The organism is Halomonas urmiana (assembly GCF_005780185.1).
Classification (GTDB): Bacteria; Pseudomonadota; Gammaproteobacteria; order Pseudomonadales; family Halomonadaceae; genus Halomonas; species Halomonas urmiana.
This window is the reverse complement of record NZ_VBUI01000046.1, coordinates 1-13,193: the sequence shown is the minus strand read 5'-3', so window position 1 is coordinate 13,193 and position 13,193 is coordinate 1. Positions and strand designations below refer to the sequence as shown.

Genomic DNA, 13,193 nt, shown 5'->3' with positions numbered 1-13,193 from the left:
CGTCCTGCCATACGTCACCTATGCAGCTGCGACATAGGGAAAATTAGCACATCCGACTTTTCGGACAAAACCTAGCAGTGCTTCAACAGAGCGAGTTGCTTGAACTATCGCTGCCTCCATCTTGGGCAAAACAATGGTCTGCGCCCAACGATCTGGCTCGTGCTCCTGGTGGGTTCTGTGTTCGGGAGGACGCAGCGCGCATTCCTGGCAGAACTCGTGATTCTCTGCTGCAACCAGCACGTTTTGCGCCGCCACAAAGAACGGCTCAGATCTGTGAAGCAACTCCAAGATCCCGGCCAGTTCAAGCACCCGTCGGATGCGGATAATGAAAGACGGCCCCATGAATGCAAACTCCGACCTGTCAAAGAACTCTTGCGCATTGTGGTCGAGCCCGGGGTCAAATCGGTATATCCACCTGTAGCTCATTTCGGGGATGGACTCCAGAACGCTAGCTAGACCCATCGCGAGTCTGAACGCTGAGCCGAAGGACCGCCAAACATTCGAGTCCTTGACTGACAAGTCTACCTCAGCAATTAGGCCGGTGTTCTTGTTCGTGGTATGCGTCCAGAGGTAAAGCTTCTCATGACCCCAAGTCAGCAAGTACCGATAATCACCCTTGCTGGGAAGAGTTCCGTTCTCAAACTGCACACCCCCTAGTTCTGCATGCCGACACTCGCTATTTGGAGGGTCGGGTGGAAAGCTCTCACCGTGATTCCGGCGAATTGCCCGCCGATGCGTCTCTATCTTCTCCCAGATCTCTGCCATGCCCCCTGTCTCGTCCGAACCTTCAATCATCGCCTCCGCCAGTGCCTCATAGAGCTTCCTCAGCTCAGCGTCATCGCTGAACATCCTGCTCAGAGTATCACCTTGGTTCCCAAACACAGACTCTCCTCGGTTTTGTCCGAAAAGTCTGCTCGCAGGCAACGGTCTATGCACGCCAGGCATACTATGGCCCTGAAGCTGCTTGCCAAGTTTTTGTATCGCGTGCAGTCACGGCGTAGCTCTTTGATCCGTAAGCGTTCGGGCATCACCGCTTGCGAGTGATCAGGCAGTGTGCTGCCAATGGTGGGACAGGAGTTCGTGGACTTGGCTGGCCTTGTGGGTCGGCAGCCGTTCCAGCACGTCCTTCAGGTTGGCGTAGGGCTCGTGGCCGTTCAACTTGGCGCACTGAATCAGGCTCATGATGGTGGCAGCGCGCTGGCCACTGCGCAGTGACCTGGCGAACAGCCAGTTTGAACGCCCCAGCGCCCAGGGTCGGATCAGGTTCTCGACCAGGTTGTTGTCGATTGGCAATCCGCCGGCGCTGAGGTAGCGCATCAGCGCCGTCCACGTTTCAGGCTATAGTCCAGCGCCTTGGCCCTCGCCGAGCCATTCGACACCTTCTCGCGGTGAGCCAGCATCCAGCGGTGCAGCGCGTCGGCGATGGGCCTCGCTTTTGTCTCTCGCAGCCGTTGGCGTTCTTCAGCGCTCAGTGACTGGGCCTCGCGCTACACCTGGTAAAGCTGACCGATCAGCTCAATGGCCTGCCCGGCAATCTGGCTCTTGCCGGCCACGTGCAGGTCGACGAACTTGCGTCGCACGTGGGCCATGCGGAGCCTGTCATAAGTCACCTATACTGCTGAAGCATAAATAAAATATAGCATATCCGACTTTTCGAACAGAACCTAGTTCTGGATAACAGTGATTAGACTACACGCTCTTATATTGAATGAACGCGCATGTAGAAGGTCTCGGGATGTCCGCTGAGGGTCGTCAACTGCCTTCTAACCTCATAAGTCAACCTGATCATCTCCACTCATCGCATCATATACCTCACCGCGTTCCCTCCACCTCGTACCACCCATGTGTTGTCTTATCGCGATAGACTGATCAGCTATAGATCCATGAATGTATACTGTACCTATGGCTGCCAGCTACAACATCCTTATAGGACGTCAGCAAGGGCTGGGATGAAACACCCGGCGATTTTATAGCCCCTCGTGTGGCACCACAATCAGCCCTCTACTTCTCCAGCACTTGCTATGCTGACAACGTGACCAGCACGGAGGCTCACCAAAATGTCCCAGATCGAGACGCTAGCCAGGCGGGCCTGGCAGCTGAAAGAGCAAGGATATGCCATCGATGACATTGCCGCTCTGATGGGGAAACCGACCAGCGCCATCGAACGCTGGATTAGCCGTTGGACTGAGATCGCTCGAAAGGTACCGGAGTGGCATGAAGGTCTGAACATCCACACCGTCCTCACCCTCAAGAAAGCCGGTATCGAAAGCCGGGATGACCTGATTAAGGCATGGGAAAATGGCGACATTCAGCGAGGGCAACCTCCGGGCATCGGGGTTTACCGCCTGGTGGAGCTGCGAAACTGGCTGGAAGCCTCGGGAATCGAGTTTCCAAAAGCACAGCCCAAGGCCATGATCATCGATCTCTTGCCCGAGGCCGAGGCAGCACTCAATCATCTTAAGAAGGTGTCGGGGAAGACCGCCTCCCAGGTGATCGCTAACCTGCTGATCGAGGCAGATGAAATCAACAGGAGCGACTGACCCATGTGTGGACGCTTCGCGCTGTACTCGGATCCTCCCCGCATCTCGCGTCGACTCGGTCTGCCTGAAGCAGAAGCGCAATGGGAAGCACGCTATAACATCCCTCCCGGCACCTGGATTCCTGCTGCCCGGAGACGTTATGACTCTCCCCTACTGCTGGATGAGGTCTGGTGGGGATACAAGCCACACTGGGCTAAGGAGGACGCCCCCGAGCCGATCAATGCCACCATCGAAAAGGTAGCCACGTCCAATTACTTCAAAGGAGCGTTTTCTAACCATCGCTGCCTTGTACCGGCTGATGGATGGTTCGAGTGGGTGGCAGTGGATGGTCAGAAACAACCTCACTTCCTGTGCCGTGAGAATCGCGAGCCGATCTGGCTGGCAGCCATCTGGGCCGAGCGCGCAGACGGTGCACCCGGCTGCGCGATCCTGACTGAACCGGCTCGCGGCGTTGCCCAGCAGATCCATCCCCGCATGCCTCTAGTGCTGGATGACGAGAGCCTGGAGCCCTGGCTCGATCCGGACATGACCGACCGAGAAACGTTGCGCCAGGTCATTCATCACGTGAGCGCCGAGTTCATCACCCACTGGCCGGTGACTACTCGGGTCAACAAGCCCGCCGAGAACGATCCCGGCCTGATTGAGCCTGTCACCTCGGGCTCCGATTGATATTTGTCCCTACGCCAACGACCATGGGTCGTTTTACGCAGGGAGCATATGGATCATGCTGAATCGTCTGGTCGTTGCCTGGCTGGCCCTCCTCCCTCTATCCACGCAGGCCGATGTCCTGATTGGCAGCTGGAACATCAAGCACCTCGGCTGGGATAACGACAAAGCCATGTCTCAGGTGGCCCATGTGGCCAACCACTTCGACCTGCTCGCGATCCAGGAGCTGATGGATACCTCGGCCCTGGCCCGACTAGAGCAAGAAGTTGAAGCCATCTCCGGCGAGGCTTGGTCCTCCATGGCCAGCCGTGAGCTGGGCCACTCGTCGTACACCGAGCACTACGCCTTCCTTTGGCGCGAGAGCGAGGTCGCCTATTCGGACAGCGCGGTGGTGTTCCTCGATCACGGTGATGTCTTCAGCCGTGAGCCCTATTCGGCCCGCTTTCGGGACGTGGAGACCGACGACCTGTTCACCGTGGGTACGGTGCACGTGGTCTACGGCGATAGCGTTAGCGACCGACTACCGGAGATCGCAGCCCTAGCTGATTACTGGCAGTGGCTGGACGAGATCGCCAGGGGTACACCGCGCCTGCTGATGGGAGATTTCAATCTGGCGCCGAAGCATCACGGCTGGGCGCCACTGCGAGCGCTCGACGCGGAGCCGGCGATAACCGATGGGCGCACGACGCTAGCCACGACAGCGGGCTCCTACAGCAACCTCTATGACAACATTTGGTTCGACGCCTCTATCCTGAATCCTTCTGATCGAGGAATTCTCCTCTTCCCGGATCTCCTGCACCTGGATCATCAGGAGGCCCGGGACCGCATCTCCGATCACGCACCGGTCTATATCGGCCTGCATGGCGCCAAGATGGAACCGGTGCATTCCGTAACCGGGACTCCCCTACCGAGCACGTCGACACTCGATTGTATCGATCTCAACACCAGCACTATCTCGCAGCTTGATGAGCTGCCGCACATTGGTCCTGCCCGGGCCGAGGACATCGTGGGAGAACGACCGTGGGCATCTGCTGATCAGCTTACCCGTGTTAATGGCCTTGGTACCGCCAGGGTGCAGGAGATCCAAGCCAGCGACCTACTGTGCCAATGAAAGATCAGCGCACCTTCGGCAGCTCGTCCCAGCGTGTCGTCCAGCGTGGTGTGAGGTTGGCGCAGCGGAGATGCCAGGCAGCACCGGGCGAGGGGCGCCCAAACGTCACGGTACCGCGCCCCATCCGGCGGTTCAGGTTATCGAGGGTCGCCATAAGGCGGTCGTTACGTTCACGGTTGGCTCGGCTTTCTGTAGTATCCAGCAACGAGAGCTGTTGACGGTTGGCATCTACCAGATCGACCAGCATCACCCCCGCTTTCATGAACAGGTAGCGAGGCCGATAGATGGCATCGAATGCCTGGCTTGCAGCATGCAGAATGTCACGGCTATCGTCGGTAGGCTGCGGCAGCTCCACGATGGCGCTGGGTGAGTACTGCGGCAGATCAGGACGGTGCCGGTTGGTTTTGAGGAATACGTAGACGGCACGCGCCACACTGTCCTGGGCACGCAGCTTCTCGGCGCTGCGCTGAGCATACTGGCGGATCGCCTGGTGGATCTCCTGCCGGTTATCTGTCAGGCGGCCGAAGGAACGCGAGGTCATGATCCGCTGACGCGCCTCCTCCGGATCGTTCATCTCGATGCAGGTAATGCCCTTCAGTTCCAGGCAAGTGCGTTCCAGAGTCACCGAGAAGCGCTGGCGGATCTGCTTGGGCTCCGCCTGTGCAAGGTCCCATGCCGTCTGCATGCCGAGCAGGCCAAGCCGTTCCACCAGCCGACGTCCCACACCCCATACATCACCAAGCGCCACCTGCTGCAACAGCGCCTCGCACTCCACGGTACCTGGCCTCAGCACACAGGCCCCACCATAGATTGGCAGCTTCTTGGCCGCCCGGTTGGCCAGCTTGGCCAAGGTGCGGGTTGGAGCAATCCCCACGCTGACAGGGATATGCGTGAAGCGACGAACCTTGGTGAACAGTTCCTGTGCATGGGCATGCATCTGCTCTGGGGCGAAGCCATCAAAGCGGACGAACATCTCGTCAATCGAATACGGCTCAACCCCTGCCGAGAACTCCTCAAGCACCTGCTGCACCCGTGAAGACATGTCGCCATATAGCTCGTAGTTAGACGACAGCAGCTGGATTCGGCGTTGACGCAGCAGCGGCTTCAGCTCAAAAGCCGGCGTGCCCATCTCCACGCCCAAGGCTTTCAGCTCATTGGAGCGCGCGATCACACAACCGTCATTATTCGAGAGCACTCCCACGGGAACGCCCTCCAGACGGGGCTGGAAGGCCCTCTCACAGCTGACATAGAAGTTATTGCAGTCAATCAGACCGATCATGGCGCTGGCTATCCGACTATACCGGGTACTCATGAACCACAGCACGCACCACGCCCCAAGCCTGGCACTCTAGGTCGGCAGCAGGAATCGGTCGATAGCTGGGGTCACCCGAGGTCAGGTAGGGTCGATTACCCAACAGCTCATAGCGCTTCACCACCAGCTCCCCTTCTACCGACGCAACCAGGATGTGACCCGGCCTCGGTTCGATCGCGCTGTCGACCACCAGGATGTCTCCAGCATGGATGCCGAGCGCCTCCATGCTGTCGCCAGTCACCGTCATGAAGAAGGTCGAGGCGGCTCGCTTCACCAGCCGTTCGTTGAGATCCAGTGTGCGGCCCTCGTAGTCCTGGGCCGGGCTGGGAAAGCCAGAGAGGCCGCCCCGCGTGAGGGTTAACGGGAATGGGAGCGGCATGGACGGCGGTGCCAGATGGGCTGGGATGAGTGCGTCGTGGGACATGATGGCCTCCTATCGATACCTGATATTTATACAGTATCAGACAGAAGACACCACCTGCCAAGACCTCTGGCCGATCGTGGGGCTGGCCTTGGTCTACTCCATTGTCAGCAGGGGAGTTTTTGTTATCTAAATTGCATCAGATAAAACTGAATATCCACATGCGGCCAAAAGCGGTCGTTGATACTTCGCTGATATTAACGCCCGCCACACGGGCAAAGTTGGAGCGCAGCGTAAACTTTGTCCCTGTGCTGGCGATTGTTAGGCTCTTTCATTGTCAGAAATAATGGAAAGTTTGACAGAAAGAGAAGAAAAAGCCCCTCTACCTGGGTCAGCTTCGCCAGTATGAACATAGCTTGTAGACCACTTTTCCACCATTTTTAGATATTCCTGTCTTTTTGCCTTCAACTTCGTGATTTCTGAACGATCGAACATTGATTCAACGCCTTCAAATGCTTGGTCACCAGTTCGAAATGGCTGAAACAATCCAAATGAACTCCAAGAGACTAGCAATGACCACATCCGAATTAAAAATGCAAAGTCCTTGTCAACTTCATCCCACTTCACAACCGGCATGGCCTCATTGTGAGAAATCAGCTTGTTCCTAAAAAGTAATGCTTGTGAATTTTCGTTCGTGAAACGACCGGACTTGGCATCAAGAGCAGCGTTAATACAGTCAACTTCTGGTTTTGTGCATGCACCTTCACTTAGCATAATTGGTGAAATAGCTTCCCACAGCTTCCTCAGCGAATTATCACGCTTATCTTTGCTTAGTAGCTTCCCGAATATTGAAAATACCCCATATATTCCCCCTACATACCATTGCGCATAAAATCCGCTTTCTTTAAACGGTTCTCGCTTAGCATCAACGCTTTGAAAGGCATAAATAACTGAACGCCACTCAACTAGCTCAAGAATAAGATCATCAATTCCTTGAGGGTAATTTCCGTTGTTGAAATCATCGCTACCTTTCCATTTGTTCAATTTATCAAGTTCTGAAAACCATAAATTTCTCGAATCGTCACTATGGGCGCCGTCCACCATTTCTTGATAGTAGCTAATGGCGGAGTCAACATCCTCGATGGTTCTGGCCTTATTCGTGAGCGAAACAACATATTCTTTTGCTTCGTCGATAGTATTAAATTTCAAGGTCGACTCCTGCCTAGCGCCCGCCACACGGGCAAAGTTGGAGCGCAGCGGCGGCCCGTCAGGGCCGTCCGCCTTACGCGAATTGTTATTGGTCTTTACCAGGGCTCTCCGATAGCCGGCACCGGGTCCGCATCTATCCCCTCGTCGCCAATTCCCGTTCGGTTTATCTCAATTTTTTTTCGCTCACAAATTATTCTAAGCGCTTCAAAAAGGGATGGATTCATTCGATGACCAACGATGATCCGTCTCACGGAATTAGGCAGTTCAAAAAAGTGTTCTCCGTGCAAGATCCGGAATTCTTTTCCATATGCCCAATCGATGTATTTTGAAGCAAATATTCGCCGCGCAGTTTCGCGAGGTACATCACCATCCTGAAAATTTACACTGGCGAACACCCCCCCATACTCCATCTTCATCAAGCTTGGGTGGTTGTCGGTGACATCGACCTCAATTGCCACGCCAGAAAAACCGTCTGCATAGTGGGCCCAAAGTAAATGGCTATCATAGGTGCTCGAAAGCGAACAGATCCGGATTTTCTTTTTCTCCATTCGAATATCATCTAGATAAGCCGAACGATCTACTTCGTCGGTGGCTCTGTGGGAGTAGACGAATTGACCTTCCATAGGGTCATTGAGCTTTGTCCAATCTGCACAGTAAAGACGGTTGTTAAACATGATGTCGATGGTGAACTCAATCTGGGACGGCCCCCTAAATTTATACAATCGCATGAGCCTTCAACCTTCTCCCAAGAACCAATAACGCCCGGCTCCAAACCGGCGCGTGAGCCGGTTTGGAGCCGCGAGGCGGCGTAAAATCGGTCGCTGCGCAGCCGATTGTTATATTTAGTCGGCTTTGAGCACCGAGCTGTTAAATACCTTGTGATACTTCGAAGGGGAATAATCTGGATTGAGGTAGAACTTCGGATATTCTTCTCCCTCGATACTGGCGTATCCATTAAGCTTGTCTTTTAGTTGACCCATTTTCGAAGGCATAGCCAGCTCCTCTAGGGTTCGTTTAATAAACACTCGATACCTTTTGCCAACGAAGAACTGCTTATAAAAAGCGCTGGGTAAAGAGCACTTCAGACTCGCGGGATCACCATTGACACCGATGCCTAAAAGAGTGGTAGGAGGGGTAAGCGTGATGTACCGCTTCTCTAATCCTTTTTCGATTAGGATATTTTCACCGATTTTTTCGATTTCGGATTTTAACTTCTGAGCCGGCCTAATATCACCTGATGCAATGCCATTATTCACTTCTGACAGCATTGACCTGAGCGATTTCACATCACTCTCATCTCTCATTTGCTTGAGCACATTAATAAAATCCGCACCATCCTTGGACTCTTGGATCAATAACGGCAAAAGGCTATGAATGGTCAGTGTTGATGATTCAGGCGATAGACCCAGATCCTCTATGATGGCAGGTAGTTTGCCCGAAAATCGTGTGACACCTTTAGTAAAAACTCGCGAGAACTCAGAAGCATCCGTCGCACCACTTTTTATGCGCCCCATAAAATCGGCTGCAAAAAAATCTCGCAAGGGGTGAGGCATGTAGCTGTGACCATTCTCTGTAGCCATTACTTGGTGCCACACATACTGGTTACCAAGCCATCCGAGAACGGTAAGCATTTTCTTAACGTGTGGAGCAAGGCGTTTCCATTGAACGGGAGCCCCATCATCACCTCGGATGCTGAGCCTTGGACCGGTTAAGGAATCCACATTCTCAGCTAAGACAGCCTCAATTAGGGGGTTAGCCTTATCGATTCCTAACGCACGAAAAACTAGAAAAAACTCTGAACTAGAGTGCTCCCAAAGGAAGTGGCTAAATGCTTGCACCTGCTCAAAATAATGGTTGAATAGACCATCGTCCTTCTGAGCCTGGAATGCTTCCGTCCAGGTTTCTGACAAGCCCGACGCTGCTTCGATATATTCACGATCTTTTTGGTTTGGAATCTGTGAAAAACTTACCGATGGATGATCTAGTAGCTCTTTTCTTTGCTCGGAGAATTCTTTTTTATAGTTGTCAGGGATTACCAGTCGATCATGGCACAAAAATGCCTCTACAAAACGACCGAGCGCCACATGCTCCATGTCCAACAGGTTTGGTTCAGAGATTGGGACGAACCCCAACGCACGCTGGACACTCGATATCGTAGAGTTATCAATTAAGGTCGCCATTTCTTGTTAACTCCAAAGATATAACAGGTATTAGACAGCCCGCTCGTTTATTGACTTGAACGAGCGCGCGTTCAAGTCAATAAACGAGCATGCTGCCTTTGCCAGCAGGGCAGCTTTGGGTCGCAAGTTGCCCTTCCAGGAACTAAAGCCAACGATCCAATACGATTTGGCCATAAACCTCACTAAAAAACCACTCCCATTAGTTGATATACTGAATACAAGTCAGCCTGCTTGTATCTTGCGATCCCATTCCCGTCTTCTCTATTGCGCTCACACACTGAAACATCTTATATCCTTGAAGCAAGGTTGGAGAAAGCAAAATTGCCGTTGCAACCAATATTGCGGATAACAGGATTGTTCGCTGCAAACTCATAAATCCACCCATAACGTTCGTGACAGACAAAGTCTCATAACAATGTTTCAGGGCATTTTTCATCATGCCCCTTCGTCGATTTTAAAAAAGAACCGCATCCTGAGCAGCGTACTTTACCTTGTAGCCGATTCATCACTTTGTCGTTATCAGCATATCTTTTCCATTCCTTGGGATGGCTTTGACTTACATGCATATCTACATCAACAACCTTCTTAGCACAAAATGGGCATTCAGATTTCTGGCTACTGTCTGCCTTCAGGCGTTCCTTTGTCTCGTCAACCTTCATCCCGTAGTCATTTTTCAGCATGTCTATAATTTCATCGAGAGCCCTCATGATATGCAATTGGTTGGCGCCGAAAGCATATCGACCTGTCATCAGGTCTTCCATTGATATATCTTTACCCACAACTCGCTTAGAGCCTAGCTTATTCAGCCTAAGGGGATATCTAAATGCTCGACCTTCACCTAACCACTGTCCATTTGGCCCCCAGTTCTGTATATTTCCATTAAAGCAACTTGAGCCAATTATCTTCTCCATCTTAATCAGAAGACGCTTCCTTTCTCCATTCTTCATCTCTCACCCTAATACAAATAAAATTTAAATTTTGCACTTGGTAGAACATGAGCCACCACCTAGGTTTATTTATCTTTGGTCGCTTTGGGTCGTTCCTCACCTTTCACCTGATACACGGTCTTGAACGCATCCCTTCATATGACCAGCCACACTACCGCTAGGGAATCCAGACGCTTGCTGACGCCTTCCCTGGCGTGGAAGCCTGATGTGTCGCCATTTCGAGACATGGCAGCATCAGACAGATACATACTTCCACACTACAGCCTAATCAAACTTTCCTCGATTAGCGAATGGTGGACTTGAGGTGTGTCAGTGAAATGCGTTGGTGAGGAGGGCGTGGGGATGTGGGGATGTGGGGGATGTGGGGGATGTGGGGGATGTGGGGATAGAGGGCAGAGCCAGCCCCCCGCGCCACGGGCGCTAACGGTGAGTGAAGTGCCCAGTTCAACCATCCGGGACCCTACAGCTAGGCACTATGGCTCACCACAACAGCCTCGGCAGCTACCTACTCGGCACGATCACTCACCGGAAAAGGCCTGTGCAGCCGGCAGCTCGGCACAATGGCTCATCAGATCGGCCTCGGCAGCTGCCACATGTCGCAGACCACCTCGACCACGTTTGTGCTCCGCCAGGAAAGCGCTGAAGGCCGCGATGGTGGCCTTGCCATGCCCAGGCACGGCGAAGATCACCGGCTCCTGCTGGCGCTGCATGTCGAGGAACACGGTGACATAGCGCTGGCCGCGTCGTGAGGCCGTCTCATCCAGGCCGACGGCCTCGACCTCGGACAGATCCAGCTGACCCAGCATCCGTCCCACGTAGTGATGCACGATGCGCCACAGTCGCTTGTCGGAGATCTCCAGCTGCCGGGAGACGGCCAGCACCGGCATCACTTTGCCCAGCGACATGGCCGCCTGCTTGAACAGCAAGGTGAAGTCGCTGCCCGGCCGCGCCCAAGGGACTTCAATGCGCTTGACGGCATGCTCGGGGCACTTGGTACGCGGGACGCGCGCATGCAGGTAGCAGTGGTGCTGGAAGAAGTTCAGATGCCGCCCTGTCTTCTCGGTAAAGTCGTGAGCCGGGCAGGCCTTGCCGCACGCCGGACAGGGGGAGTGGCTGCCTCGCTCAGCCTCGACATAAAGGTCGAGGCGGTGTGGCAGTACGGAGTATCCAGGTGCTGGTCCTTAAGCATCAAAGGCGCTTCCAGGCCCAAGCCGAGAGTCATAACCTGGGTGCCATCCATGCCTCCTGCCGTTATGGAGGCCCTATCGTGGCTAAACACCGAGGTTAAATTCCACACTCAACGGCGAAGAGCCAAAATTTATTTGACGCCTAGGACTGAGGTGGCCTAGCTTCAAAAGATGGCCTGTCGAGCAATCAGTAGTGTGGAAAAACTGAATGTCACTGACAAGACTCCATTTGCTTTCCAATAAGCAGAGACCTTACTAATGCATATAACAAACCGAACAAACCTAAACTTATACTGGATCGCACGCGAAGCGGCGTCTGACGGGGGGGAACCTTGGCAACATCTTTGGAATATTGGATATGAGCTTATACACCCTGGACAAACGCACGACAATAATAAAAAAATTACATCCGGAGCCAAAGAAAAGGGTATTTTTTTAGGGGTAGGCGAAACTAAAGACGCGGCAACAAAGATAAAACCAGCGCATTCAATTTCGGTTAACTGGGGTGCTTTCGTCCTCATTCTACCTAGAGAAGGTATCACACTGACAGATTGGTGGTCTCGCAAACAAAGATTCATTAACGGTGGTGCTTCTCTACAAAATACGCGAGACGATAGAGTTAATATAGCCGAGGTATCTGAACAAATCCTCTCAGGCATCTCAGGTGCACTTTCTGCGGTTCCAGTTGCTGGAGATATTATTTCTAGTGCCATTGGCGTTATTTCTCAATTAGTCGGATTGGGCGCGTCACCCACTCCTCTCCCTTTGACTGAAAATCAACTCGAAAATGCAATTGAAAAAGTAATCAGAAAAGAACTAAAACTCGCTGAGGCAAGTCACGCTAGCCGTCTCTTTCATCGCGCCCACAAATATATTACAGAAATGGATGAATTGGCCGCGAGCCCCAGCGGTTTAGGCCCCCACGAGCTTGAGGATTACCACCGAAACATCGAGGAATATTTATCTCCTCAAAGTGATTTAAACCAGAGTTTCGATTTCTTGGCCGAGGTAGAAAACTGTGATGAAGCTTTGTCGATATGCCCCGCCTATATGCTTGGCATATCTGCCTACGTTAAGATGCGGCTGTATCATTTCCTAGTTGCTCAGATGGAAGGGGATCCACTGGCACCTGATAGGCTTGAAAAGCTGAAGGGAGAGATAGTGCGGTTCACCCCCACACTAAGCATGATTAGTGATCGCTCAGTGCTTAAGGTAAGTAGTGAAATGAATGAAATGTACTATTGTAGCGACACGATCCCAGAAGTGGGAGAATTACGCCCTGCCGTATATCAGCACTTCCTCGGTCTAGATTCAGCGGAGCCAGTCAAGCGAGTGATGGGGCGGCTTATGGAAATTGCGGAGCTAATTGAAGAAGATGCTGATAATCTGAGAGCAGGGCGATCAGAGGATCTTCATGTCTTCAAGAAAACATGGAAGCATCCATAGAATCTATAGCATCAGGTCGAAGGTAAAGAGTATAACTTCCTAGTACTACTGTGTCACATATCTTCTAAGTGACTGTTTTTATTCATGCTAGAAGATTACTTGTGACATAGTCTCATCAGGAAAATCACAAGGTTGCGGCCTTATGACACAGTAGTACTAGGTTTTGTCCGAAAAGTCTGCTCGCAGGCAACGGTCTATGCACGCCAGGCATACCATGGCCCTGAAGCTGCTGGC

Annotated in this window: 12 protein-coding genes and 2 pseudogenes; 4 read left to right on the top strand and 10 right to left on the bottom strand. The window is 52.8% G+C overall.

Annotated elements, in window-relative coordinates:
* Positions 1-18: 18 nt before the first annotated feature.
* Both FEI13_RS18265 and FEI13_RS18260 read right to left on the bottom strand, forming a co-directional pair.
* A complete protein-coding gene (locus tag FEI13_RS18265; RefSeq protein ID WP_138182932.1) occupies positions 19-849 on the bottom strand; it encodes a hypothetical protein in 831 nt (276 codons plus the stop codon).
* Between the two features lie 195 nt (positions 850-1,044).
* Positions 1,045-1,589 (bottom strand): annotated as a pseudogene (locus FEI13_RS18260) (IS66 family transposase); the annotation flags it as partial.
* A gap of 468 nt (positions 1,590-2,057) precedes the next feature.
* Between FEI13_RS18260 and FEI13_RS18255 the strand changes: the two are divergent.
* From FEI13_RS18255 to FEI13_RS18245, 3 genes are read left to right on the top strand one after another with little or no spacing between them, the layout of a single operon-like run.
* A complete protein-coding gene (locus FEI13_RS18255; RefSeq protein WP_138182931.1) occupies positions 2,058-2,540 on the top strand; it encodes a hypothetical protein in 483 nt (160 codons plus the stop codon).
* Positions 2,541-2,543: 3 nt separating this feature from the next.
* Complete coding sequence (locus FEI13_RS18250; protein WP_138182930.1) at positions 2,544-3,209, top strand: SOS response-associated peptidase; 666 nt, start codon at positions 2,544-2,546, stop codon at positions 3,207-3,209.
* 55 nt (positions 3,210-3,264) lie between these two features.
* Complete coding sequence (locus FEI13_RS18245; protein WP_138182929.1) at positions 3,265-4,317, top strand: helix-hairpin-helix domain-containing protein; 1,053 nt, start codon at positions 3,265-3,267, stop codon at positions 4,315-4,317.
* Positions 4,318-4,321: 4 nt separating this feature from the next.
* Here the strand turns inward: FEI13_RS18245 and FEI13_RS18240 are convergent, their stop codons facing one another.
* From FEI13_RS18240 to FEI13_RS19760, 8 genes and pseudogenes are all read right to left on the bottom strand, one after another.
* Positions 4,322-5,596, bottom strand: coding sequence for a Y-family DNA polymerase (locus tag FEI13_RS18240; protein WP_138182928.1), 1,275 nt, complete (start codon positions 5,594-5,596; stop codon positions 4,322-4,324).
* Positions 5,597-5,612: 16 nt separating this feature from the next.
* Positions 5,613-6,053 (bottom strand): LexA family protein, encoded by a 441-nt coding sequence (locus tag FEI13_RS18235; RefSeq protein ID WP_138182927.1) that lies wholly within the window; start codon positions 6,051-6,053, stop codon positions 5,613-5,615.
* 258 nt (positions 6,054-6,311) lie between these two features.
* Positions 6,312-7,199 carry a hypothetical protein gene (locus tag FEI13_RS18230; RefSeq protein ID WP_138182926.1) on the bottom strand — a complete coding sequence of 296 codons (888 nt, stop codon included), beginning with the start codon at positions 7,197-7,199 and terminating at the stop codon, positions 6,312-6,314.
* A gap of 95 nt (positions 7,200-7,294) precedes the next feature.
* The gene (locus FEI13_RS18225; RefSeq protein ID WP_138182925.1) at positions 7,295-7,927 is read right to left on the bottom strand and encodes a hypothetical protein; all 633 of its coding nucleotides are present in this window, start codon (positions 7,925-7,927) and stop codon (positions 7,295-7,297) included.
* Positions 7,928-8,041: 114 nt separating this feature from the next.
* On the bottom strand, positions 8,042-9,379 hold the full coding sequence (locus tag FEI13_RS18220) for a hypothetical protein (protein ID WP_138182924.1): 1,338 nt from the start codon (positions 9,377-9,379) through the stop codon (positions 8,042-8,044).
* A 407-nt stretch (positions 9,380-9,786) separates the two neighbouring features.
* A complete protein-coding gene (locus FEI13_RS18215) occupies positions 9,787-10,140 on the bottom strand; it encodes a hypothetical protein (protein WP_138182923.1) in 354 nt (117 codons plus the stop codon).
* Between the two features lie 704 nt (positions 10,141-10,844).
* Positions 10,845-11,231 carry a transposase gene (locus tag FEI13_RS19560; protein WP_240036574.1) on the bottom strand — a complete coding sequence of 129 codons (387 nt, stop codon included), beginning with the start codon at positions 11,229-11,231 and terminating at the stop codon, positions 10,845-10,847.
* 132 nt (positions 11,232-11,363) lie between these two features.
* Positions 11,364-11,483 (bottom strand): annotated as a pseudogene (locus FEI13_RS19760) (hypothetical protein); the annotation flags it as partial.
* Positions 11,484-11,771: 288 nt separating this feature from the next.
* On the opposite strand from FEI13_RS19760, the gene FEI13_RS18205 reads away from it, so the two are divergent.
* The gene (locus tag FEI13_RS18205; protein WP_138182922.1) at positions 11,772-12,959 is read left to right on the top strand and encodes a hypothetical protein; all 1,188 of its coding nucleotides are present in this window, start codon (positions 11,772-11,774) and stop codon (positions 12,957-12,959) included.
* Positions 12,960-13,193: the final 234 nt, after the last annotated feature.

What these genes read in the sequence shown, in the direction of transcription:
- FEI13_RS18235 (WP_138182927.1), bottom strand. Translation starts at nt 6,053, where the DNA reads ATGTCCCACGACGCACTCATCCCAGCCCATCTGGCACCGCCGTCCATG.
- FEI13_RS18265 (WP_138182932.1), bottom strand. Translation starts at nt 849, where the DNA reads ATGTTCAGCGATGACGCTGAGCTGAGGAAGCTCTATGAGGCACTGGCG.
- FEI13_RS18245 (WP_138182929.1), top strand. Translation starts at nt 3,265, where the DNA reads ATGCTGAATCGTCTGGTCGTTGCCTGGCTGGCCCTCCTCCCTCTATCC.
- FEI13_RS18250 (WP_138182930.1), top strand. Translation starts at nt 2,544, where the DNA reads ATGTGTGGACGCTTCGCGCTGTACTCGGATCCTCCCCGCATCTCGCGT.
- FEI13_RS18225 (WP_138182925.1), bottom strand. Translation starts at nt 7,927, where the DNA reads ATGCGATTGTATAAATTTAGGGGGCCGTCCCAGATTGAGTTCACCATC.
- FEI13_RS18240 (WP_138182928.1), bottom strand. Translation starts at nt 5,596, where the DNA reads ATGATCGGTCTGATTGACTGCAATAACTTCTATGTCAGCTGTGAGAGG.
- FEI13_RS19560 (WP_240036574.1), bottom strand. Translation starts at nt 11,231, where the DNA reads ATGTCGCTGGGCAAAGTGATGCCGGTGCTGGCCGTCTCCCGGCAGCTG.
- FEI13_RS18215 (WP_138182923.1), bottom strand. Translation starts at nt 10,140, where the DNA reads ATGGAAGACCTGATGACAGGTCGATATGCTTTCGGCGCCAACCAATTG.
- FEI13_RS18220 (WP_138182924.1), bottom strand. Translation starts at nt 9,379, where the DNA reads ATGGCGACCTTAATTGATAACTCTACGATATCGAGTGTCCAGCGTGCG.
- FEI13_RS18205 (WP_138182922.1), top strand. Translation starts at nt 11,772, where the DNA reads ATGCATATAACAAACCGAACAAACCTAAACTTATACTGGATCGCACGC.
- FEI13_RS18255 (WP_138182931.1), top strand. Translation starts at nt 2,058, where the DNA reads ATGTCCCAGATCGAGACGCTAGCCAGGCGGGCCTGGCAGCTGAAAGAG.